The organism is Luteimonas colneyensis, from assembly GCF_014836665.1.
Classification (GTDB): Bacteria; Pseudomonadota; Gammaproteobacteria; order Xanthomonadales; family Xanthomonadaceae; genus Luteimonas; species Luteimonas colneyensis.
On sequence record NZ_JACSQJ010000001.1, the window covers coordinates 304,090 to 327,181 of the forward strand.

At 71.1% G+C, this 23,092-nt stretch carries 22 protein-coding genes; 16 read left to right on the forward strand and 6 right to left on the reverse strand.

The annotated features are described in order from the left end of the window. Window positions 1-25 precede the first annotated feature (25 nt). Genes H9645_RS01350 through bamJ form a run of 5 tightly spaced genes read right to left on the reverse strand, consistent with a single transcriptional unit; the run spans window position 26 to window position 4,004 of the window. Window positions 26-700, reverse strand: coding sequence for a DUF2058 domain-containing protein (locus tag H9645_RS01350; RefSeq protein ID WP_191727938.1), 675 nt, complete (start codon window positions 698-700; stop codon window positions 26-28). Between the two features lie 6 nt (window positions 701-706). Further along, window positions 707-928, reverse strand: a complete 222-nt coding sequence (locus tag H9645_RS01355) for a SlyX family protein (RefSeq protein ID WP_191727939.1) — start codon at window positions 926-928, stop codon at window positions 707-709. Beyond that, window positions 925-2,268: a UDP-glucose dehydrogenase family protein gene (locus tag H9645_RS01360; protein ID WP_191727940.1), complete on the reverse strand. Its 1,344-nt coding sequence runs from the start codon at window positions 2,266-2,268 to the stop codon at window positions 925-927. Before H9645_RS01360 ends, H9645_RS01355 begins: the two co-directional genes overlap by 4 nt. A gap of 3 nt (window positions 2,269-2,271) precedes the next feature. Next, window positions 2,272-3,024, reverse strand: a complete 753-nt coding sequence (locus H9645_RS01365; RefSeq protein WP_191727941.1) for an FKBP-type peptidyl-prolyl cis-trans isomerase — start codon at window positions 3,022-3,024, stop codon at window positions 2,272-2,274. A gap of 35 nt (window positions 3,025-3,059) precedes the next feature. Beyond that, window positions 3,060-4,004 (reverse strand): BamJ family beta-barrel-assembly machinery protein, encoded by a 945-nt coding sequence (gene bamJ, locus H9645_RS14105; RefSeq protein ID WP_191727942.1) that lies wholly within the window; start codon window positions 4,002-4,004, stop codon window positions 3,060-3,062. 184 nt (window positions 4,005-4,188) lie between these two features. Here bamJ and H9645_RS01375 point away from each other — a divergent pair, with 184 nt between their 5' ends. The 7 genes from H9645_RS01375 (at window position 4,189) to H9645_RS01405 (ending at window position 9,370) form a co-directional block, all read left to right on the forward strand. Beyond that, window positions 4,189-4,428, forward strand: a complete 240-nt coding sequence (locus H9645_RS01375; protein WP_191727943.1) for a hypothetical protein — start codon at window positions 4,189-4,191, stop codon at window positions 4,426-4,428. Between the two features lie 4 nt (window positions 4,429-4,432). Beyond that, complete coding sequence (locus H9645_RS01380; RefSeq protein WP_189495056.1) at window positions 4,433-4,795, forward strand: GntR family transcriptional regulator; 363 nt, start codon at window positions 4,433-4,435, stop codon at window positions 4,793-4,795. Next, window positions 4,792-5,664: an ABC transporter ATP-binding protein gene (locus H9645_RS01385; RefSeq protein WP_191727944.1), complete on the forward strand. Its 873-nt coding sequence runs from the start codon at window positions 4,792-4,794 to the stop codon at window positions 5,662-5,664. Before H9645_RS01380 ends, H9645_RS01385 begins: the two co-directional genes overlap by 4 nt. Continuing rightward, entirely contained in the window at window positions 5,661-6,707 is a 1,047-nt protein-coding gene (locus tag H9645_RS01390) for a hypothetical protein (RefSeq protein WP_225217904.1), read from the forward strand. Before H9645_RS01385 ends, H9645_RS01390 begins: the two co-directional genes overlap by 4 nt. Window positions 6,708-6,736: 29 nt before the next feature. Then, window positions 6,737-7,456 (forward strand): YggN family protein, encoded by a 720-nt coding sequence (locus tag H9645_RS01395; protein ID WP_191727945.1) that lies wholly within the window; start codon window positions 6,737-6,739, stop codon window positions 7,454-7,456. Between the two features lie 65 nt (window positions 7,457-7,521). Beyond that, window positions 7,522-8,382 carry a DUF4097 family beta strand repeat-containing protein gene (locus tag H9645_RS01400; RefSeq protein ID WP_191727946.1) on the forward strand — a complete coding sequence of 287 codons (861 nt, stop codon included), beginning with the start codon at window positions 7,522-7,524 and terminating at the stop codon, window positions 8,380-8,382. A 97-nt stretch (window positions 8,383-8,479) separates the two neighbouring features. After that, window positions 8,480-9,370, forward strand: a complete 891-nt coding sequence (locus H9645_RS01405; protein WP_191727947.1) for a universal stress protein — start codon at window positions 8,480-8,482, stop codon at window positions 9,368-9,370. Window positions 9,371-9,394: 24 nt separating this feature from the next. Here the strand turns inward: H9645_RS01405 and H9645_RS01410 are convergent, their stop codons facing one another. Next, complete coding sequence (locus tag H9645_RS01410; RefSeq protein ID WP_191727948.1) at window positions 9,395-10,786, reverse strand: class II fumarate hydratase; 1,392 nt, start codon at window positions 10,784-10,786, stop codon at window positions 9,395-9,397. A 562-nt stretch (window positions 10,787-11,348) separates the two neighbouring features. Between H9645_RS01410 and purB the strand changes: the two genes are divergently transcribed. From purB to pilH, 9 genes are all read left to right on the forward strand, one after another. After that, window positions 11,349-12,719: an adenylosuccinate lyase gene (purB, locus tag H9645_RS01415; protein WP_191727949.1), complete on the forward strand. Its 1,371-nt coding sequence runs from the start codon at window positions 11,349-11,351 to the stop codon at window positions 12,717-12,719. A 25-nt stretch (window positions 12,720-12,744) separates the two neighbouring features. Beyond that, window positions 12,745-13,992, forward strand: a complete 1,248-nt coding sequence (locus H9645_RS01420) for a ribosomal protein uL16 3-hydroxylase (RefSeq protein ID WP_191727950.1) — start codon at window positions 12,745-12,747, stop codon at window positions 13,990-13,992. 2 nt (window positions 13,993-13,994) lie between these two features. Then, on the forward strand, window positions 13,995-14,903 hold the full coding sequence (locus tag H9645_RS01425; RefSeq protein ID WP_191727951.1) for a GNAT family N-acetyltransferase: 909 nt from the start codon (window positions 13,995-13,997) through the stop codon (window positions 14,901-14,903). A gap of 190 nt (window positions 14,904-15,093) precedes the next feature. Further along, window positions 15,094-17,967, forward strand: a complete 2,874-nt coding sequence (locus tag H9645_RS01430; RefSeq protein ID WP_191727952.1) for a 2-oxoglutarate dehydrogenase E1 component — start codon at window positions 15,094-15,096, stop codon at window positions 17,965-17,967. A 36-nt stretch (window positions 17,968-18,003) separates the two neighbouring features. Next, entirely contained in the window at window positions 18,004-19,227 is a 1,224-nt protein-coding gene (gene sucB, locus H9645_RS01435; protein WP_191727953.1) for a dihydrolipoyllysine-residue succinyltransferase, read from the forward strand. 84 nt (window positions 19,228-19,311) lie between these two features. Continuing rightward, a complete protein-coding gene (lpdA, locus tag H9645_RS01440) occupies window positions 19,312-20,748 on the forward strand; it encodes a dihydrolipoyl dehydrogenase (protein ID WP_189495034.1) in 1,437 nt (478 codons plus the stop codon). 129 nt (window positions 20,749-20,877) lie between these two features. After that, complete coding sequence (locus tag H9645_RS01445) at window positions 20,878-21,471, forward strand: LOG family protein (protein ID WP_191727954.1); 594 nt, start codon at window positions 20,878-20,880, stop codon at window positions 21,469-21,471. 164 nt (window positions 21,472-21,635) lie between these two features. Continuing rightward, window positions 21,636-22,628: a YhdH/YhfP family quinone oxidoreductase gene (locus H9645_RS01450; RefSeq protein ID WP_191727955.1), complete on the forward strand. Its 993-nt coding sequence runs from the start codon at window positions 21,636-21,638 to the stop codon at window positions 22,626-22,628. A 64-nt stretch (window positions 22,629-22,692) separates the two neighbouring features. Continuing rightward, window positions 22,693-23,079: a twitching motility response regulator PilH gene (gene pilH / locus H9645_RS01455; RefSeq protein ID WP_191727956.1), complete on the forward strand. Its 387-nt coding sequence runs from the start codon at window positions 22,693-22,695 to the stop codon at window positions 23,077-23,079. Window positions 23,080-23,092 lie beyond the last annotated feature (13 nt).

Genomic DNA, 23,092 nt, shown 5'->3' on the forward strand with positions numbered 1-23,092 from the left:
TCCGTGTCAGGGCGTTTCCAGCCCCTCACCAGACGAGATCGTCCGGCACCTGGTACTTCGGGTCGGCGTAGGGGTCGTCGCCGGCCGGGGCGTCGGGGTCGACCTTCAGGGCGACGGCCGCGGGGAACACGGCTTCGGCTTCGGCCAGGAGCGCGGCGGTGACCAGGAGGTAGCGGCCGTTGAGCTGGACGACGCCGAGCTCGCCGGCGTTGAGCGCGCGCAGCTGGTCGGCGGTGACGTGCACGCGCTTGATCTTGCCGCCGTAGTCGAAGTGGCGCACATGCTCCGCGTCGGCGGCGTTGAGTCCCTTGCCGTCGAGCAGCGTGGCCAGCTTCGCCTGCGCTTCGCGGCGCAGGCGCGCGGCTTCCTGCTTCTCGCGCTCGGCGCGGATGCGCTCGTCCTTTTCGCGCTGGGCGCGAATGGCATAGGCCTTGGCGAGGTCGATGTCGCCCTCCGGCCGGCGCGGGCGCGTGCCACCGCCCGGGCGCTTCGCGTCCGCCTGGCCCCTGCCGGCTCCGGTCGGCTGGGCCTGCCGTCGGCCACCCTCGCCGCCCGGCCGGCCACCCTTGCCGCCGCGCGCATCGGGCGCACGGCCCTTGCCGCCCTGGCCGTCCTGGCGGCGCGGCGCCTTCGGCTTCTCTGCGCCGGGGGTCGGCTTGAAGCCGAGGCCCAGCAGCTGGTCGCGCAACGTATCGCTCATCGGTCTTCAGTAATGCGGCGGAGGGGGTTCGTCGGCGGGATCGGCGGTGACGCCGGGGCGGCTGGCCTGCAGCTCCTCGAGGGCGCGCCGCAGCAGCAGGTCGTTGCGCGCCAGCTCGAGCCTGGCACCGGCCAGGGCGTCGCTCAGCTCCGCCATCGCCTGCTCCTGGAAGGCAAGCCGCGTCTCCAGTTCCACCACGCGGGCCTCGATGTCGGCCGCGGTCGTCACTGCGCCCGCACCGAACGGCCGCGGCCGATGCCGTAGTACGCCAGGCCGGCGTCCTCGGCGTCTTCCGGGCGGTAGATGTTGCGGCCGTCGAAGAGCACCGCGTCGCCGAGCCTGGCGCGGACCTGGGCCAGGTCGGCGCTGCGGAACTGCTTCCATTCGGTCACCACCACGAGGGCGTCCGCGCCGTCGAGCGCATCGGCGGCGGACGCGCAGAGCACGAGGTCGTCGCGCTCGCCGAAGATCCGGCGGGCCTCGTCGGCGGCCTCCGGATCATAGGCGCGCACCCGCGCCCCCGACTCCCAGAGCTGGGCCAGCAGGCGGCGGCTGGAGGCTTCACGCATGTCGTCGGTGTCGGGCTTGAAGGCCAGGCCCCAGACGGCGAAGGTCTTGCCGGCGATGCCGCCGTCGCCGTAGTGGCGCGTCACCAGCTCGTGCAGATGGCCCTTCTGGCGCTCGTTGACCGCTTCCACGGCGTCCAGCAGCAGGGGCTCATGGCCGACCTGCTGCGCGGTGCGCGCCAGCGCCTGCACGTCCTTGGGAAAGCACGAGCCGCCGTAGCCGGCGCCCGGATAGATGAAGTGCCAGCCGATGCGCGGGTCCGAACCGATGCCCTTGCGCACCATCTCCACGTCCGCGCCCACGCGCTCGGCGATGTTGGCGATCTCGTTCATGAAGCTGATCTTGGTCGCCAGCATTGCGTTGGCCGCGTACTTGGTCAGCTCCGCCGAACGCACGTCCATGACCACGAAGCGGTCATGGTTGCGATTGAAGGGCGCGTACAGGCGCTTGAGCTTCTCGGCCGCGCGCGGATGGTCCACGCCCAGCACGATGCGGTCCGGGCGCATGCAGTCCTCGACCGCGGCGCCCTCCTTCAGGAACTCGGGGTTGGAGACGACGTCGAAGGCGATGTCGGCGCCACGCGCCTCGAGCACCCCGGCGATGGTCGCGCGCACGCGGTCCGCGGTGCCCACCGGCACCGTCGACTTGTCGACCACGATGGCCGGCGCCTCCAGGTGCTGGCCGATGGTGCGCGCGACCTGCAGCACGTACTGCAGGTCGGCACTGCCATCCTCGTCGGGCGGCGTGCCGACGGCGATGAAGACCACCTCGCCGTGCGCGATCGCGCGCGCGGCGTCGGTGGTGAAGTCCAGCCGGCCGGCGGCGTGGTTGGCCTTCACCATCGGCTCGAGGCCGGGCTCGTAGATCGGGATGATGCCCTGGTGCAGCCGCTCGACCTTGCCCGCATCCACGTCCACGCAGAGCACGTCGTGCCCGACCTCGGCCAGGCAGGTGCCGGTGACCAGGCCGACGTAACCGGTGCCGAAGATGCTGACCCGCATCGCTTATTCCGCCTCGTCGACGATGTCGAGCAGTTCGACCTCGAACACCAGCGCGCTGCCCGGCGCGATCGGGCCGCCCGGCGTGCCGGTGTCGCCGTAGCCCAGCTCGCTCGGCAGCCACAGCATGTACTTGCTGCCGACCGGCATCAGCTGCAGGCCTTCCTGCCAGCCCGGGACCACGCTCGAGAGCGTGAACACCGCCGGCTCGCCGCGGTCGTAGGAGCTGTCGAACACGGTGCCGTCGAGCAGCGAGCCCTTGTAGTGCACGCTGACGCGGCTGTCCGGACCCGGCTTCGGGCCTTCGCCTTCCGTCAGCACCCTGTACTGGAGGCCCGACGCGGTGACCTGCACGCCTTCCTGCTTCGCGTTCGCGTCGAGGAAGGCCTTGCCGGCGTCGCGGTTGCCCGAGGCCATGCGCGACTGCATGCGCTGGCCGAAGGCCTCGAAGGCCTGGCGGGCCTGGGCCTCGTCCATCAGCGGCGTTTCGCCGTTCATCGAGGTGCGCATGGCCTTGACGATGGCGTCGAAGTCGACGTCGTCCTTGATCTCGGCCAGCGTGGATCCGATCTGCAGGCCGATGGCGTAGCCGGCCTGCTCCTCTTCGGTGGGCAGGCCCTTGATCTCGAGCGAGGACGGCGTCGCGCCGGCCTTGGCCGGCCTGGGCGCATCGGGATCGATCTTCTTGCAGGCGCCCAGGGCGAGGAGGAGCGAAGCGGCCAGCAGGCTGGTCGCGGTGGCGCGTGCGAACGTGTTCATCGGAATGACCTCGGAAGGAATGGGACGGGCTGCGCTCAGGGCAGCTGCAGCAGTTCGACGTCGAAGACGAGGGTGGAGTTCGGCGGGATGCTGCCCGGCGAGCCGTTGCGGCCGTAGGCCAGCTCGGCGGGGATCCAGAAGCGGTACTTCGCGCCCACCGGCATCAGCTGCAGGCCCTCGGTCCAGCCGGCGATCACCTGGTTGAGGCCGAAGGTCGCGGGGTCGTTGCGGGCGTAGGAGCTGTCGAAGACGGTGCCGTCGAGCAGGCGGCCCTCGTAGTGCACGCGCACCTGGGCCGAGCCGTTCGGCGGACGCGGGCCCGAGCCCTGGCGCAGCACCATGTACTGCAGGCCGGAACCGGTGGTGACCACGCCCTTGGCGTTGCGGTTGCCGGCGAGGAATTCGGCGCCTGCGGCGGCGTTCTCGCGCGCGGCCGCCGCGCTCTCCTCCTGCATGCGCTGCTGGATGCGCGTGGTGAACGCCTCGCGGACCGACGCCAGTTCGGCCTCGTCCATCAGCGGCTTGCCGCCGTCGAGCACGGTGGCGACGCCGCGGCCGAACACGTCCATGTCGACCTCGTCCTTGAGCGGCGCCAGCGAACGGCCGACGTCGGCGCCCACCAGCAGGCCGACCTTGTCCCTGGCCACCGGCGGCGGCTCGCTGCCCGGGGCCATGCCCGGCATCGGCTGGCCGCTGCGGACGCCCACGCGCTGCATCAGCGCGGGACCGACCTCGGCCGCCTCCGCCTCGGACAGCAGCGGCTTGCCACCGTCGAATGCGTTGCGGACCGCGCGCAGGAAGGCCTCGCGGTCCAGGTCGGGGCCGACGGCCTCGATGGAGCGGCCGACGTCCATTCCGATCATGTAGCTGTTCTTCTCGCGCTCGGTGGTCGGCACGGCGTTCTCCTGGGCAATGGCGGGTGCCAGCGACAGGGCCGCGGCGAGGGACAACGCGGCCAGGCCGCGCAGCGTGGACTTCATCAGGGGATGCTCCTGGACTCGGGCCGCGTCTGGCGGCGACTGTCCCTATTGTCGCGGGACGGGCCGGCCCCGGCAATGCACGGCCCCCACCCCTGCCATCGGTTGGTCATCGGGGTGCTTGACGGGGTGTGTGGTGGTGTTATAGTTGCATACAACACCAGTCACCCAGAGCAGGACGGCCGCCATGAACCGCAAGCTCGACAACAGCCTGATCGCCCTCACCGCCAGTGGCCTTGCCCTGGTCGCCATCGCCCTGCTGGCCGCGCCGGCCCTCGACCCCGCGCCAGTATCCGGCGCGGCCCCGGCGGTGGAGTCCGCGCCCGACGCCGACGCCGTCGAGCGCAGGAGCCGGACGGTGGGTCGCCGGGGACTGGCCATGCCCTATTTCTCGTTTGCCCGCGGCGTCCGCCGCATCGGAGGCTGAAGCCATGTCCGGCATCCAGTGGAGCGACGGCGCTCCCATCTACCGCCAGCTGAAGGAGCGGGTCATCGCGATGATGCTCGATGGCCAGCTCAAGCCCGGCGACGCCCTGCCCTCCGTGCGCCAGGTCGCCGCCGAGTACCAGCTGAACCCGATCACCGTGTCGCGTGCCTACCAGGAGCTGGCCGACGAGGCCCTGGTGGAGAAGCGCCGGGGCCTGGGCATGTTCGTGACCGACCAGGCCTCGAAGAAGCTCCTGGGCAACGAGCGCGAACGCTTCCTGACCGACGAATGGCCGCAGGTGCTGGAGCGCATCCGCCTGCTCGGCCTCTCACCCGAAGAACTGCTGCGCGAAGGGGATTCCGCATGAACAGCCAGGACACCGCCGTCATCGATGCCCGCGGCCTGCGCAAGGCCTACAAGGGCAAGCCCGCGCTGGACGGCGCCAGCTTCCGCATCGCGTCGGGGCGCATCGTAGGGCTGGTCGGCCCCAACGGCGCCGGCAAGACCACCGCGCTCAAGGCCGTGCTCGGCCTGATCCCCTTCCAGGGCGACCTGTCGGTGCTGGGCCGCGACCCGCGCAGCCAGCGCAACGACCTGATGAACGACGTCTGCTTCATCGCCGACGTCGCCGTGCTGCCGCGCTGGATGCGGGTGCGCGAGGCCATCGCCTTCGTCGAGGGCGTGCACCCGCGCTTCAACCGCGCCCGCTGCGAGCGCTTCCTTGCCAGCACCAAGCTGACGCCGAAGATGCGCGTGCGCGAGATGTCCAAGGGCATGATCGTGCAGCTGCACCTGGCCCTGGTGATGGCCATCGACGCCCGCCTGCTGGTGCTCGACGAGCCGACGCTGGGCCTGGACGTCCTCTACCGCAAGGAGTTCTACCAGCGCCTGCTGGAGGACTACTTCGACGAGGAGAAGACCATCGTCATCACCACCCACCAGGTGGAGGAGGTCGAGCATATCCTCACCGACGCGCTGTTCATCCGCGACGGGAAGATCGTGCTCGACGCGCCCATGGACGACCTCGCGCAGCGCTTCACCGAAGTGCTGGTCGACGCCGGCCAGGCCGAGGCCGCGCGCGCGCTCTCGCCCATCGACGAGCGCAGCCTGCCCTTCGGCAAGACCGTGATGCTGTTCGACGGCGTCGAGCGCAGCGCGCTGGCCCCGTATGGCGAGACCCGCACCCCCGGCCTCGCCGACCTCTTCGTCGCCACCATGAAGGGCACCTACGCATGAACGCCACAGCCGAAACCCTGCCGGTGGCAAAGGCCCCGGCCCACGCGACCCACCGCTTCCCGCTGCTGCTCCGGCGCGAGTTCTGGGAGCACCGCGGCGGCATCCTCTGGGCGCCGGTGATCGCCGGCGCGATCTCGCTCCTGCTGACCGCGGTGTTCTTCGTGATCGCCGCGGTCGGGATCCGCAACGCCGACAGCGACGCCACCGTCAACCTGGACGACGGCACCACGATGTCGATCAACGGCCTCGACCTCGGCGTGCTCGCCGAGCAGCTGAGTGCCGAGGACAAGGCGCAGCTCGCCAGCGGCATCGACATGACGATGCTGATGGCCTCGGCCTGGCCCTACATCGTCATGGTGTTCGTGATGTTCTTCTACTGCCTGGGCGCGCTGTACGACGAGCGCAAGGACCGCAGCGTGCTGTTCTGGAAGTCGCTGCCGCTCTCGGACGGCGAGACCGTGCTGTCGAAGGTCACGACCGCCACCCTGGTCATCCCGCTGGTGGCGACGCTGGCCGCGATCGCGACGATGTTCGCCTTCCTGCTGCTGCTCAGCGTCATGGTCATGGCCCACGGCGGCAATCCCTGGGAGCTGATCTGGAGTCCCGGCCATCCCTTCCAGGTCTCGGCCTATGTGCTGGCGGCGATCCCGGTGTACGCGGTCTGGGCCCTGCCCACGGTGGGCTGGCTGATGCTGTGCTCGGCCTGGGCGCGCAGCGTGCCCTTCCTCTGGGCGCTGCTGGTGCCGATCCTGTCCGGCGTGTTCGTGAGCATGTTCAGCGTGATGCGGCTGTTCAACCTCGACGCCGAATGGTTCTGGGGCCACGTCGTCGCCCGCCTGCTGCTGGGCGTGGTGCCGCTGACCCGTCATGACCTCCACCGCATCGGCGGATTCGACGCCGGGCAGGATTCGATGCTGGCCCTGGTCTCGCCGCCCGGCGTGTGGTCGAACCTGCTGCAGCCGGAAATGTGGATCGGCGCGGCCGTGGGCATCGCGATGCTGCTGCTCGCCACTCGCCTGCGCCGCTGGCGCGACGAGGGCTGAGTCCCATGGCACCCCGAGGAGGCTCCTCCATGAAATCCGCGATCCACCGCTCCTTCCTGCTGGCCGCCGCCGTGTCCTGCCTCGCCGCCGCCGGCTGCGACCGCCCGCCGCAGGCGCAGCGCGACACCGCGGCGGCGGCCGACGCCACCCCGGATGCCGACCGGAGCTTCATCGGCCGCAAGGCCGCCGAGGCGATCGACAAGGCCGGCGAGAAGCTGCTTGCCGGCAACATCACGCTCGGCGAGGGCACCCGGATCAACATTGACGGGCGCAGCTACGGCAGCGCCCCCGCTGACAGCAAGCTGCCCAGGGCCGAGATCACCCCCGGGGGCGACCTGCTGGTCGCCGGCACGCAGGTGGCGACCACGGCCGCGCAGCGCGCGTTGCTGATCGAGCACCGTCGCCATCTCGAAGGCGTGGCCCTCGCCGGCATGGCCATCGGCGTCGAGGGCGCCGACATCGCCGGCACCGCGCTCAGCGGGATCGGCGAGGCGGTGTTCGGCGGCGAGGAAGGCCGCCGCGCGTACGAGGCACGGATCGCGGCCGAAGCGGACCGGATCAAGGACGAGGCCCAGCGGCTGTGCGCGCTCCTGCCGTCGCTGTATGACAGCCAACAGGCGCTGGCGGCGGCGCTGCCGGAGTTCGCGCCCTACGCGACGATGACGCCGGAGGACGTGGACAAGTGCGACGCCGTCGGCGACGGCGAGCGCGACGCCGATGCCGATGCCGATGCCGGCACCGCGGCCTGAGGTCCGCGCACCGGCGCCCGCCCCGCCCACCCCTCACCGCCCCATCCAGACCCAGCGAGGCCACGATGCGACCGATCGCCCTGTCCCTGCCCCTGTCCCTGCCCCTGTCCGTGCTGGCGCTCGCGCTGGCCGCCGCACCCACCGCACGGGCCGATGATGGCCGCGCCTGCGCCCACGAGGCGCCGCAGTCGCTGGCGCTCGACATCGGCGATGCGCGCACGATCGAATTCCACGTCGGCAACGGCCAGCTGCGCCTGGACGGCCAGCCCGGCCGCACCGGTGGGCTGTCGGGCCGGGCCTGCGGCTCCAGCGCCGGCGAACTGTCGCGGCTGCGGATCGAACAGTCCCGCGAGGGCGACACCCTGGTGGTGCGCATGGTCCGCGAGGACCGGACGGGCTGGAGTCTCGGCAACCGCTATGCCTACCTCGACCTCGCCGGCAGCGTCCCGGACGGACTGCAGGTCGAGGTGTCGGTCGGCTCGGGCGACGTCCGGGCGACCGGGCTTGCCGCACTCGGCCTCACCGTCGGCTCGGGCGACGCCGGGGCGCGCCGGATCCGCGGTGCCGTGGAGGCGCGCGTGGGCTCCGGCGACATCACGCTGGCCGACATCGGCAGCCTCGATCTCGGGTCGATCGGCTCCGGCGACGCCGACGTCCGCGGCGTGCGCGGTGACGCGCGCGTGGGCAGCGTCGGCTCCGGCGACCTCGAGCTCGCGGACGTCGGCGGCAGCGTCGACGTGGGCTCGCTGGGTTCGGGCGACATCGAACTCCAGCGCATCGCCGGCAGCGTCGTGTTCGGCTCGGTCGGCTCCGGCGACGTCGACATCGATGGCGTCGGTGGCGACCTGCGCGTACGTGCGCTCGGCAGCGGTTCGGTCGACCATGCCGGCGTCAAGGGCCGCGTCGAACTGCCGCGCAAGCGCTGAGGCCCCAGCGCGGCAGCGGGCAGCCCCGGCCGCCTGCCGCTAGACTCGGGCACGGCCACGCCGCAGCCCGCGGCGTGGCGACGGACCCGGGGACACCATGCGCGACATCGTCTGGAAGCCCGGCGCAGCGCGCGCCATCCTGCTTGCCACCGACCTCGACGGCCGCTGCGATCGCGCCCTGGACCGCGGGGTGGCGCTGGCGCGCGAGTGGCGGGCCAGGCTGGTGGTGCTGACCGTGGTCGAACCCCCGGCGTCACCGCCGCCGCGCCTGGGCGACGCCCCGCCGCTGCAGGCGAGCGAAGCCGCGCTCCGGGCCGCCGCACGGCTGCGCCGCGACGTCGGTCCCGCCGCCGAAGGACTGGACTTCGAACTGCTGGTCCGCGAAGGGCGCGTTGGCGAGTGCATCGATGCGGTCGCCACCGAGACCGGCTGCAGCCTGCTGGTCACCGGCGTGGCCCACGACGCGTTCTTCGGCCGCCATCTCGCCGGCAGCACGGTGGACTGGCTGGTGCGCCACGGCCGCCTGCCGCTGCTGGTGGTACGCGACCGCGCCCACGCCGCCTACGCGCGCGTCGTGGTCGCGAGCGACCTGTCGCCGGCGTCCACGCGCGCGCTCGACGTGGCCCGGGACCTCTTCCCCGCGACCGCCAGGAGCCTGTTCACCGCCTTCGAGGTGCCCTACCTCGGCCTGCGCGATGGTGACCGCGACAGCGGCATCGACGATGTCCGCGACGCGACCCTGCAGGCCGCGCGGACGTTCCTGGCCGAGGCCGGCCATGGCGGCCTGTCGGCTGCGGTCGCGCACGGCGACGCCGCGTCCCGCCTGGCCGAACACGCCATCGCCTCCGGGGCCGACCTGGTCATCGCGGCCTGCGAAGGGCGCGGCGCGCTGTTCCACCTGCTGATCGGCAGCGTCGCGCGCGAGATCCTCGATGCCAGCCCCTGCGACACCCTGCTCGTGCCCGAACCCGCGCCATCCCCGCCGTAGGCGCGGGATGGCCGCGTTCCCGGCTCAGCCGCCGTGGATGCCGCCGCGCGTCAGCGCCAGCGGATCGAGCAGCGCGCGCAGCTTCTCCTCGGGCATCCCGGTGGCCTCGACCGCCACCTCCAGCACCGGCCGCCCCTCGCGATAGGCCTGCTTCGCGATCGCCGCCGCCTTCTCGTAGCCGATCACCGGATTGAGCGCCGTCACCAGGATCGGGTTCCGGCCCAGCGCCGCCTCGACGACGTCGCGGCGCACCTTCAGTCCGTCGATCACCTTGTCGGCCAGCAGCCGCGACACCGCCGCCAGCAGCCCGACCGACTCCAGCAGGTTGTTCGCAACGAGGGGCAGCGCCACGTTGAGCTGGAAGTTGCCGGTCTGCCCGGCCACCGTCACCGCCACGTGGTGTCCCATGACCTGGGCGCAGGCCATCACCGTCGCCTCGGGAATCACCGGATTGACCTTGCCCGGCATGATCGAACTGCCTGGCTGCAGCGCCGGCAGCTCGACCTCGCCCAGCCCCGCCAGCGGGCCGGCGTTCATCCAGCGCAGGTCGTTGGCGATCTTGGTCAGCGCCACCGCCAGCGCGTTGAGCTGGCCCGACAGCTCCACCGCATCGTCCTGCGAGGCGATGCCTTCGAACCTGTCGCCGGCCGACTCGAAGCGCGTGCCGGTGGCATCGGACAGCGCCTGCGCCACCGCCTGCCCGAAGCGCGGATCGGCATTGATCCCGGTCCCGATCGCGGTACCGCCGATCGGCAGCCGCCGCAGCCGCTTGAGGGTGTCGGCGAAGCGCGCCTCGGCCGACGCCAGCTGCGACGACCAGGCGCCGAACTCCTGCGCGAAGGTCAGCGGCATCGCGTCCATCAGGTGCGTGCGCCCGGTCTTGACCACCTTGCCCAGCGACCGGCCCTTGCGGTCGATGCTCCGGCGCAGGTGCTTCAGCGCCGGCAGTAGATCCTCCACCACGGCCAGCTGCGCCGACACGCGCAGCGCGGTCGGCACCACGTCGTTCGAGCTCTGCCCCAGGTTCACGTGGTCGTTGGGATGCACCGGCTTGCGCCCGGTCCGCGTCGCCAGGGTCGCGATGACCTCGTTGGCGTTCATGTTCGACGAGGTGCCCGATCCGGTCTGGTAGACGTCGACGGGGAATTGCGCATCGTGCTGGCCGGCGGCCACTTCGCGCGCCGCCTTGCGGATCGACGCCGCCAGCCCCTTGGGCAGCAGCCCGAAGCCCGCGTTCGCCTCCGCCGCCGCGGCCTTGACCAGTCCCAGCGCGCGGATGAAGCCCCGCGGCATCGGCCGCCCGCTGACCGGGAAATTCTCCACCGCCCGCTGCGTCGACGCGCCCCACAGCGCATCGGCAGGCACCTGCAGCTCGCCCATGCTGTCGTGCTCGATCCGGAACCCGTTGTCTGCCATGTCGTCCTCCAGCACGGTTGTCGCCGCCGAGGATACCCGCGCGCCGCATCAGCCCGCGTCGAGTTTCGCAGTGTCTCCGTCGCGTTAGCGGGTCGCTTTCTTCGTGGGGATGCCGCCGCAGGAGGCGGAGGGCGGGGGGAGTGCTCCGCCCCGCCGCCAGCCATCCATGGCTGGAAGCGGGGGCGTGGGCCATCCCTGGCCCACTCTCCGCACTCCCCCCGCCCTCCAACTCCTGCCCGACCGCCGTCGGCTCCGTGAAGTAGCTCACCGCGGCATCGGGCGTCGACCAGAAGCGTTCGCTCGCCGGATGTCTGGCCGACGAAAGCAGCCGAAGCCGCAAGACTCCAATCCCGCCGCAGCGGGACACTGCACGGTGGGGACGGACAGCGCACATGGACGTGCGCGGTAGGCGAATCAGCCATGGATGGCTGCTTCGCCGGTCCGTCCCCACCACGCAGTGGCACGCGTCCCGCCGAAGCCCGCGCACCTGGGCATCCCCGGCCACCGGCCGCCCCCGACATCCACAGGTAGAATGACCGGCCGCCAACCGCCAGACGCCGCCATGCCCGCCCTCGACCCGCTGCTCGCCCTCTCCCCGCTCGATGGCCGCTATGCCGGCAAGGTGGAGGCCCTGCGGCCGGTGTTCTCCGAGTTCGGCCTGGTCCACGCCCGCGTCCGCGTCGAGATCGAATGGCTGCTGGCCCTGGCCAATGAACCCGGCATTCCCGAACTCGCCGCCTTCGGCGACGCCGCCACCGCCCGCCTCCGCGCCCTGGCCCGCGACTTCTCCCCCGCCGACGCCGCCCGCGTGAAGGAGATCGAACGCACCACCAACCACGACGTCAAGGCGGTGGAGTACTTCATCAAGGAGCGCCTGGCCGACGACGCCGAGCTTGGCCCGGCCCTGGAGTTCGTGCACTTCGCCTGCACCAGCGAGGACATCAACAACCTGTCCTACGGCCTGATGCTGGACGCCGCCCGCCGCGAGGTCATGCTGCCCGCGCTCGACGGCGTCACCGCCACCCTGCGCGGCATGGCGCACGAGCTGGCGGACCTACCGATGCTCTCGCGCACCCACGGCCAGACCGCCTCGCCCACCACCGTCGGCAAGGAGCTCGCCAATGTGGTCGCGCGCCTCGAGCGCCAGCGCGCGCAACTGGTGGCCGTGTCGCTCACCGGCAAGGCCAACGGCGCGGTCGGCAACTACAACGCGCATGTCGCCGCGTATCCCGACGTCGACTGGCCGGCGTTTTCGCAGCGCTTCGTCGAATCGCTGGGCCTGGACTTCAATCCCTATACCACCCAGATCGAGCCGCACGACTGCGTCGCCGAGATCGCCGACGTGCAGAAGCGCATCGCGACCATCCTCATCGACCTCTGCCGCGACGTCTGGGGCTACATCTCGCTGGGCTATTTCAAACAGGCGGTGAAGGCCGGCGAAGTCGGCAGCTCGACCATGCCGCACAAGGTCAACCCGATCGACTTCGAGAACGCCGAGGGCAACTTCGGCATCGCGGTCGCGCTGTTCGAGCACTTCGCCACCAAGCTCCCGGTCAGCCGCTGGCAGCGCGACCTCACCGACTCCACCGTGCTGCGCGCGGTCGGCACCGCCTTCGGCCACGCACTGATCGGCTTCGACGCGCTCGGCCGCGGCCTCGGCAAGCTCAGCGCCAACCCCGAGCGCCTAGCCGCCGACCTCGACGCCGCCTGGGAAGTGCTGGCCGAAGCCGTGCAGACGGTGATGCGCCGCCACGGCCTGCCCAACCCCTACGAGCAGCTCAAGGCACTGACGCGCGGCCAGGGCATCAACGCCGCGTCGATGCGCGAGTTCGTCGCCGGCCTGGACCTGCCCGAAGCCGAGCGCACCCGCCTGCTCGAACTCACCCCCGCCGCCTACACCGGCCTGGCCGAAGCCCAGGCCCGCGCCGTCTGACGGCGCCGACCATCAGGAACACGACATGGCCAAGCGCCCCGCAGCCCTTCCCTTCGAGGTCCAGGCCCGCGCCGGCCAGCCGCTCGGCATGGCGCCGCGCGCCTTCCTGCGCGACTACTGGCACAAGCGCCCGCTGCTGGTCCGCGGCGCCTTCCCCGGCTACGTCTCGCCGGTCGAGCCCGAGGACCTCGCCGGCCTGGCCTGCGAGGAGGGCGTGCTTGCCCGCCTGATCCAGCACGACCGCGCCCGCGACGCCTGGACCGTGCGCAGCGGCCCGTTCCCGGAGGAGGTGTTCCCGGGCCTGGGCGACCGCGACTGGACCTTGCTGGTCCAGGACATGGACAAGTGGGACCCGGACATCGCCGCCCTGCTGCCGGCGTTCAACTTCCTGCCGCGCTGGCGGGTGGACGACGTCATGGTCAGCTTCGCCGCCACCGGCGGTTCGGTCGGTGCACACGTCGACCACTACGACGTCTTCCTGCTGCAGGCCATGGGCCACCGCCGCTGGCAGATCGACGCCTCCGACGCCATGGGTCGCGGCCAGCCGCCGCTGGACTTCCGCGACGACGTCGAGATCAAGCTGCTGCGCGAATTCACGCCCACCCACGACTGGGTGCTCGAGCCGGGCGACATGCTGTACCTGCCGCCGCTGGTGCCGCACCACGGCGTGGCCGAGGACCCCTGCCTGACCTTCTCGCTGGGCATGCGCGCGCCCTCGGTGGCGGAGCTGATGGGCGACTACGTCGACACGCTCGCCGCGGAGGCCGACGAGGCCCTGCGCTACGCCGACCCGACCCTGGAGGCCGCGAAGGATCCCTGGGAAATCGACGCCGCCGCGATGGGCCGCGTGGTCGAGGCGCTCAACGCCGTGCGCATGGCGGACGCCGACGCGCTGGGCGACTGGTTCGGCCGCTTCATCACGGTCTACCGCGCCGCGGCCGGTCCCGGCACGGGCCCGGGGGCCGACCAGGGCGACGCCGGGCCGGTGGACGTCGAGCAGCTGGCGCGGGCGCTCGAGGACGGCCTGGTGCTGGCGCGCTATCCCTGGACGCGCGTGGCCTGGCGGCGCGCGACGACGGGCGCGAGCCTGTACGTGGCGGGCCAGTCGTGGCGGCTGCCGATCGCGGATGCGAAGCGGCTGGCGGCCGCCGACCCGGTGGACGCCGCCGGCTGGAACCGGCTCTCGGCGGCCGGCCGCGACTGCGTCGCCGCCCTGCTGGCGGAAGGCCACTACCGGCTCGAAGACGAAGACAGCGTCGACCAGGGGGACTGAGCATGGGTGACGGCGACGCGTTCCGGATCCAGTCCTCCGACTACGTGCAGGGCTTGCCGGACCTGCGGCGCGTGCGCGAGGCGGTGTTCGTCGAGGAACAGGGCGTGCCGCTGGCGCTGGAGTGGGACGACCTCGATCCCGACTGCCACCACGTGATCGCGCGCGACGCCGCGGGCGAACCGATCGGCACCGGCCGGCTCACGCCGGCGCGCAGCATCGGGCGCATGGCGGTGCTGCCGGAATGGCGGGGCCGCGGCGTCGGCGAGGCCCTGCTCGTGGCCCTGGTCGATCAGGCGCGCACGCTTGGCTGGCGCGAGGTCTCGCTGCACGCCCAGGCCAGCGCGATCGGCTTCTACGCGCGCGCCGGCTTCCTGCCCGCCGGCGAGCGCTTCCAGGAGGCCGGCATCGAGCACCAGGGCATGCGGCTGCTGATCGATGCGCTGAACCTCGTCGAATCCCGCGCCGCGGCCATCGCCGCGACCCTGGGGGTGGTGGCGGGCGCCCGCCGCCAGCTGGACATCTACACCCGCGAACTCGATCCCGGCCTGCTCGACCAGGCCGCCGTAGTCGACGCCATCCGCCGGCTCGCCACGCGCGGGGAGTGTGCGATCCGCATCCTGGTGCAGGAGCCGGCCGTACCGCAGCGTGCGCTCGCGCCGCTGATCGCGCTCGGCCAGCGCCTGCCCAGCGCGATCGCCTTCCGCGCGGTCGAGGAGCAGGTCGATCGCGCATGGCCCTCGGCCTTCATCGCCAACGACCGCGGCGGCCACCTGTTCCGGCCGCTCGGCAACCGCTGGGAAGGCGAGACCCGGCTCGATGCGCCCGGCCGGGCCCGCCACCTGCGCGGCGTCTTCGAGCCGTTCTGGGAGCGCGCCCGTCCCTGCAGCGAATACCGCGCCCTCGGAATCTGAGTCCCGGCACAACCGCGGGACAGGGTGGCGGCCGCGCGCCATGCCGGCCCGGCAACAATGCGTTTCCGTCGCGTCCGTCGCCGCCTCATTCGCGCAGGCGGGGCTATAATTGCGCGGTTGCACGCCTGAACAGGCGTCGCACCATCGAAACGCCTCTTCCCCTCCTCCTTCTGAGTTCTCCGACGCCATCGTGGCCAATCTATTGAAGCAGTTTGCGCAGTCCTCCCAGCTCGGCGCCAACGCCGCCTACATCGAGGACCTGTACGAGCAGTATCTCGTGGACCCCGACAGCGTCGGCGACAAGTGGAAGACCTGGTTCGACGCCTTCAAGGGCCGCGAAGCGGGCGACGTGCCCCACTCCGTGGTCATGGACGCGGTGGCCCGCGCCGGACGCGAGGCCAAGGCCGGCGTGATCGTGGCCGCCGGCACCGGCGGCGGCGACCTTGAAGCCCAGCGCAAGCAGGGCTCGGTGCTGAAGCTGATCACCGCCTACCGCTCGCGCGGCCACCTGCAGGCGGACACCGATCCGCTGGGCATGGCCGAGAAGATCGACGCCCCCGACCTCGACCTGCCCTTCCACGGCCTGTCCGACGCCGACCTCGACACCGAGTTCGCCACCGGCCCCGCCGCCGGCGGCACCAGCACCTTCGGCGGCGCCCCGCGCATGCGCCTGCGCGACCTGCTCGCCCTGCTGCGCGCGACCTACGCCGGCCCGATCGGCGCCGAGTTCATGCACATCCCGCAGGCCGACCAGCGCCGCTGGATGTACGAGCGCATGGAGCAGGCCGGTGGCCGCTACAGCCTCACCGCCGACGAGCAGCGCCGCATCCTCGAGCGCCTGACCGCGGCCGAGGGCCTCGAGCGCTACCTGCACACCAAGTACGTCGGCCAGAAGCGCTTCTCGCTCGAGGGCGGCGACTCGCTGATCCCGCTGCTCGACACCGTGATCCGCCGCGCCGGCAACAGCGGCGTCAAGGACATCGTGATCGGCATGGCCCACCGCGGCCGCCTGAACGTGCTGGTGAACACCCTGGGCAAGAGCCCGCGCCAGCTGTTCAACGAGTTCGAAGGCAAGTTCGAGCACAACGAGCTGGCGCACGCCGGCGACGTGAAGTACCACATGGGCTTCTCCGCCGACGTCGTCACCGAGGGCGGCCCGGTACACCTGGCGCTGGCCTTCAACCCCTCGCACCTCGAGATCGTCGACCCGGTGGTCGCCGGCTCGGTGCGCTCGCGCCAGGAGCGCCGCCAGGACCGCGAGCGCCGCAAGGTGATGCCGATCCTGATCCACGGCGACGCCGCATTCGCCGGCCAGGGCGTGGTCATGGAGCTGTTCCAGATGTCGCAGGCGCGCGGCTTCGCCGTCGGCGGCACCGTGCACGTGGTGATCAACAACCAGGTGGGCTTCACCACCAGCGCCCGCGAGGACGCGCGCTCCACGCTGTACTGCACCGACGTGGCCAAGATGATCGGCGCGCCGGTGCTGCACGTGAACGCCGACGACCCGGAGGCCGTGGCCTTCGCCGCGCGCCTGGCCTACGACTTCCGCCAGGAATTCCGTAAGGACGTGGTGATCGACCTGGTCTGCTACCGCCGCCACGGCCACAACGAGGCCGACGAGCCGGCGATCACCCAGCCGGTCATGTACCAGGTCATCCGCAAGCACAGGACCACGCGCGAGCTCTACGCATCGCAGCTCGAGTCCGCCGGCGTGCTGGAGGACAAGGGCGGCCAGGCGCTGGTCGACCGCTACCGCGACAAGCTCGACGCCGGCGAGGTCACCACCGAGCTGGCCGAAGTCGGCAAGACGCCGGCCGACAGCGGCCTGTTCGTCGACTGGGGCAAGCTGGTCGCGGGCAAGCTCACCGACAAGGCCGACACCGCGGTCAAGCCGGCGAAGCTCAAGGAGCTCGCGAAGGCCATCACCACGATCCCCGAAGACGTGCAGCTGCACTCGCGCGTGGCCAAGGTCTACGACGACCGCAGGAAGATGGCCGCGGGCGAGATCCCGGCCGACTGGGGCTTCGCCGAGAACCTGGCCTACGCCACCCTGCTCGACGAGGGCTTCGGCCTGCGCCTGGTCGGCCAGGACGTCGGCCGCGGCACGTTCACGCACCGCCACGCGATCCTGCACGACCAGAAGACCGACAGCTACCACCTGCCGCTGCGCCAGCTGGTGGATTCGCCGGAGCGCGCCACCGTGATCGACTCGCTGCTCAGCGAGGAGGCGGTGATGGCCTACGAGTACGGCTTCTCCACCACCGACCCGAACACGATGTGCATCTGGGAGGGCCAGTTCGGCGACTTCGCCAACGGTGCCCAGGTGGTGATCGACCAGTTCATCGCCTCGGGCGAGGCCAAGTGGGGCCGCATCAGCGGCCTGACCCTGCTGCTGCCGCACGGCTACGAAGGCCAGGGACCCGAGCACAGCTCGGCGCGCCTGGAGCGCTTCCTGCAGCTGTGCGCGCTGGACAACATGCTGGTCTGCGTGCCGTCCACCCCCGCCCAGGCCTTCCACATGCTGCGCCGGCAGATGCGCATGACCACCCGCAAGCCGCTGGTGGTGATGAGCCCGAAGTCGCTCCTGCGCCACAAGCTGGCGGTGTCAACCCTGGACGAACTGGCCAAGGGCGGGTTCCAGCACCTGATCGGCGACGCCTCGGCGGATCCGAAGAAGGTCACGCGCGTGATCCTGTGCTCGGGCAAGGTCTACTACGACCTGCTCGAGGAGCTGGAAAAGCGCGGCCAGGACGACGTCGCCCTGGTGCGCGTCGAGCAGCTCTATCCCTTCCCGCGCGAGGCGCTGTCGGCCGAGCTCGCCCGGTTCAAGAAGGCGACGAGCGTCATCTGGTGCCAGGAAGAGCCGCAGAACCAGGGCGCCTGGTACCAGATCCGCCACCACCTGCAGCACTGCGTGCCGGCGGCCCTCGAGCTGCACTACGCCGGTCGCCAGCGCTCGCCCTCGCCCGCGGTCGGTCTCTTCTCCGACCACGTCGCCGAACAGCAGAAGCTGGTCGACGACGCCCTCGCCTCGCCCGTCGGCAGCGTCTTCGCCGCCGACTGACCCCCACACCGATTACGACCAGGACGCATCCACACCATGGCCACCGAGATCAAGGTACCGGTACTCCCCGAATCCGTTTCCGACGCCACCATCGCCACCTGGCACAAGAAGGTGGGCGACAGCGTCGCGCGCGACGAGAACATCGTCGACCTCGAGACCGACAAGGTCGTGCTCGAAGTCCCCTCGACCGTCGAGGGCGTGATCAGGGAGCTGAAGTACGCCGAGGGTGACACCGTCACCAGCCAGCAGGTGCTGGCGATCATCGAGGAAGGCGCCGCCCCGGCGAAGTCGGCCGAGGCGCCGAAGGCCGAGCCGGCCGCCGGCGCCCAGCAGGTGCAGCCGAAGGCCGAGGCTGCGAAGGAAGAGGCCAAGGCGCCCGCCTCCACCCGTCCCGCCCCGGTGTCCGGCGGCGCCGAGCTCCCCCCGGGCGCGCGCTTCACCGCCGTCACCCAGGGCATCGATCCCTCGCAGGTCGAAGGCACCGGCCGCCGCGGCGCGGTGACCAAGGAAGACCTGGTCAACTACGCCTCGGGCAAGACCGCCGGCGTCTCCGGCGGCCACCGTCCGGAAGAGCGCGTGCCGATGACCCGCATCCGCAAGCGCATCGCCGAGCGCCTGATGCAGTCCAAGGAATCGATCGCGATGCTGACCTCGTTCAACGAGGTCAACCTGGGCAAGGTCATGGCCATGCGCAAGGAGCTCGGCGAGAGCTTCCAGAAGCAGCACGGCGTCAAGCTCGGCTTCATGAGCTTCTTCGCCAAGGCCGCCGCCGCCGCGCTGCAGAAGTACCCGGTGATCAACGCCTCGGTCGACGGCGACGACATCATCTACCACGGCTACGCCGACATCTCGATCGCGGTCTCCACCGACCGCGGCCTGGTGACCCCGGTGCTGCGCAACGTCGAGCGCATGGGCTTCGCCGACGTCGAGAAGGCGATCGGCGACTACGCCGTGAAGGCGCGCGACGGCAAGCTGTCGCTGGACGACCTCCAGGGCGGCACCTTCACCATCACCAACGGCGGCACCTTCGGCTCGCTGATGTCGACGCCGATCGTCAACCCGCCGCAGTCCGCGATCCTCGGCATGCACACCATCAAGGAGCGCCCGATCGTCGAGAACGGCCAGATCGTGGCGGCGCCGATGATGTACATCGCGCTCAGCTACGACCACCGCATCATCGACGGCAAGGACGCGGTGCAGTTCCTGGTGGACATCAAGGACCAGCTCGAGAACCCGCACCGCATGCTGCTGGGGATGTAAGCCGCTCCTCCCGCGAGACCGCTCCCATCCGCCCCTTCGGGGCACCTTCCCCCGCGTGCGGGGGGAGGACATCGAGGAATCGAAATGGCTGAACAGTTTGACGTTGTCGTGATCGGCGCCGGCCCGGCCGGCTACCACGCCGCGATCCGCGCCGCGCAGCTCGGCATGAAGGTCGCCTGCATCGACGCCGCCCTGGGCAAGGACGGCAAGCCGGCACTCGGCGGCACCTGCCTGCGCGTGGGCTGCATCCCGTCCAAGGCGCTGCTCGACAGCTCGCGCCAGTTCCACAACCTGCAGCACATCTTCGGCGAGCACGGCATCACCGCCAGCAACCCGAAGATCGACGTCGAGAAGATGGTCGGCCGCAAGGACGCCATCGTGAAGCAGTTCACCGGCGGCATCGCACAGCTGTTCAAGGCCAACAAGGTGACGCCGTACTACGGCTTCGCCACCCTGCACGCCGACCGCCTGGTGAAGGTGAAGCAGCATGACGGCAGCGAGGTCGAGCTGACCGGCACGAACGTCATCATCGCCGCGGGCTCGGACTCGATCGAGCTGCCGTTCGCGAAGTTCGACGGCGAGACCATCGTCGATAACGTCGGCGCGCTGGACTTCACCGAAGTGCCCAAGCGCCTGGCCGTGATCGGCGCCGGCGTGATCGGCCTCGAGCTGGGCAGCGTGTGGAAGCGCCTGGGCGCCGAGGTGGTGATCCTCGAGGCGATGCCGGACTTCCTGGCCGCGGCCGACGCCGAGGTCTCGAAGGTCGCGGCGCGCGAGTTCAAGAAGCAGGGCCTGGACATCCGCCTGGGCGCCAAGGTCTCGAAGGCCGAGGTCACCGGCAAGGGCAAGAAGAAGGAAGTGCAGGTCACCTTCGCCGACAAGAAGGGCGAGGAGACGATCACCGTCGACAAGCTGCTCGTCGCCGTCGGTCGCAAGGCCGCGTCGAAGGGTCTGCTGGCCGAGGGCAGCGGCGTCAAGCTGACCGAGCGCGGCCAGATCGAGGTCGACGAGCACTGCCACACCGGCGTCGACGGCGTCTGGGCCGTGGGCGACTGCGTGCGCGGCCCGATGCTGGCGCACAAGGGCTTCGAGGAAGGCATCGCGGTGGCCGAGCTGATCGCGGGCCTCCCCGGCCACGTCAACTTCGACACCATCCCCTGGGTGATCTACACCGAGCCGGAGCTGGCCTGGGTCGGCAAGACCGAGCAGCAGCTGAAGGAAGAAGGCGTGCCGTACAAGTCGGGCAGCTTCCCCTTCGCCGCCAACGGCCGCGCCGTGGCCATGGTCGAGCCGGCGGGCTTCGTGAAGGTGCTGGCGCATGCCGAAACCGATCGCGTGCTCGGCATGCATCTGGTCGGCGCCAACGTCTCCGAGCTGGTGCACGAGGGCGTGCTGACCATGGAGTTCAAGGGCTCCGCCGACGATCTCGCCCGCATCTGCCACGCCCACCCCAGCCTGTCGGAAGCGATCCACGACGCCGCCATGGCCGTGGACAAGCGCGCGATCCACAAGGCCAACTGAGGACTGCGGCGGGGCGTGCAAGCGCCGCCCGCATTCTGCCGCACCGGCGCCGGGCCCAGCCCGGCGTCGTCCTTTCCGGGGCCGCCACGGCCGGCCTCCCCGGCCACCGATCATGAAGAGCCTCCAAGCATGAAAAGCCTCTGCGTCTACTGCGGTTCCAACAGCGGCGCCCACCCCGCCTACGGCGAGGCCGCGATCGCGCTCGGCACGCGCATGGCCCGCGACGGGATCCGCCTGGTCTACGGCGGTGGCAACATCGGCCTGATGGGCACGATCGCCGATGCGGTGCTGGCCGCGGGCGGCGAGGTGGTGGGCGTGATCCCGAAGCACCTGGTCGACATGGAGGTGGCGCACGCCGGCCTGACCGAGCTCGAGGTCGTCGATTCGATGCACCAGCGCAAGTCGCGGATGTTCGACCTCGCCGACGCCTTCGTGGCCATGCCCGGCGGCTTCGGGACGCTCGAGGAGATCGTGGAGATGTTCACCTGGCGGCAGCTCGGCATCAGCGAAAAGCCCTGCGCCCTGCTCGACGTCAACGGCTATTACCGGCCCCTGGTCGCGATGATGGACCGCATGGTCGAAGAGCGCTTCCTGCATCCCGGCCAGCGCGAGGACATGTGGACCGGCGACGACATCGAGGCGATGTTCGAGTGGATGCGCGGCTACCGGCCGGCTCAGGCGTCCAAGTGGCTCGACGAGAAGCGCAGCCGCGAGCTGCGCTGAGGCCGCCGCCAGTGCCGCCACCCCTCCTGTAGGAGCAGCTACAGCTGCGACCCGCATCTCCGCGCTTCGCCCAGGTCGCAGCTGCAGCTGCTCCTACAGTTCCGTCGGGGATCGCGGATAATCGTCGCGGGCCGCGCGTTCGCGGCGTCGCAGGAGAAGACGGCATGACCATCCCGCGCACCTTCCGCGCCTTCCGTATCCACAGCGACGACGCCGGCTATCGCAGCGGCATCGAAGAGGTCGCCCTCGGCGACCTGTCACCGGGCGAGGTCGTGCTGCGCACGGCCTATTCCTCGGTCAATTTCAAGGACGCGCTGGCCGGCACCGGCCAGGGCAAGATCCTGCGCCGCTTTCCGCTGGTCGGCGGCATCGACGTCGCCGGCCACGTGGTGGCCTCCAGCGATCCGGCCTTCCGCGAGGGCGACGAAGTCCTGGTCACCGGCTGCGGGCTCAGCGAGACCCGCGACGGCGGCTATTCAGACTACGTGCGCGTGGAGTCGAAGTGGGCGATCCGGCTTCCCGCCGGACTGTCGCTGCGCGAATCGATGGTGCTCGGTACCGCCGGGTTCACCGCCGCCCTCGGCCTGCTGCGGATGACCGAAAACCGCCAGCATCCCGACCTGGGCCCGCTGGCCGTCACCGGCGCGACCGGCGGCGTCGGCTCGCTCGCGGTCGACATCTTCTCCAGCGCCGGCTACGAGGTGCACGCGGTCAGCGGCAAGGCGGAGCAGGCGGATTACCTGGCGTCGATCGGCGCGGCCAGGGTGATCGGGCGCGACGCCCTGGCGACCACGCGTCCGATGGAGTCCGCGCGCTTCGGCGGCGGCCTCGACAACGTCGGTGGCCCCATGCTGGCCAGCCTGCTGGCGCAGACCGCGCCCTACGGCAACGTCGCCAGCGCCGGCCTCGCCGCCAGCCACGACCTGCCGACCACCGTCATGCCCTTCATCATCCGCGGCGTTTCGCTGCTGGGCGTGGCCTCGGCCGGCACCGCGCGCGACATCCGCGACGAGGTCTGGCGGCGCCTGGCCAGCGAGTGGAAGCCCCGCCACCTCGACCGCATCTGCACGCGCGAGGTCGGGCTGGACGGGCTGCCGGGCGTGTTCGCGTCCATGCTGGCCGGCGGATCGCTCGGACGCACGCTCGTCCGTCTGTAACCGCACGAGCGTTTGCAGCCCCGGTTCCGGCGGCTACAATCGCCGGACTTGAATGGGGGACAACATGGCGCGCATCCTGATCGTCGACGATTCGCCGTCGCAGCTGATGGGCATCCGCCGCATCGTCGAGAGCCTGGGCCACGAAGCGCTGACTGCGGAAGACGGCGCCGCCGGCGTCGAGGCCGCGAAGCGCGAGCTGCCGGACCTGATCCTGATGGACGTGGTGATGCCGAACCTCAACGGCTTCCAGGCCACGCGCTCGATCACCCGCGACCCGACCACGAAGCACATCCCGGTCATCCTGGTCACGACCAAGGACCAGGAAACCGACAAGGTCTGGGGCATGCGCCAGGGCGCGCGCGCCTACATCACCAAGCCCTTCAGCGACACCGAGCTGTCGCAGGTCATCAGCTCGGCGATCAGCGACGATCCGCCGCCGTCAGCGGCCTGAGCCGGCGGGCGAC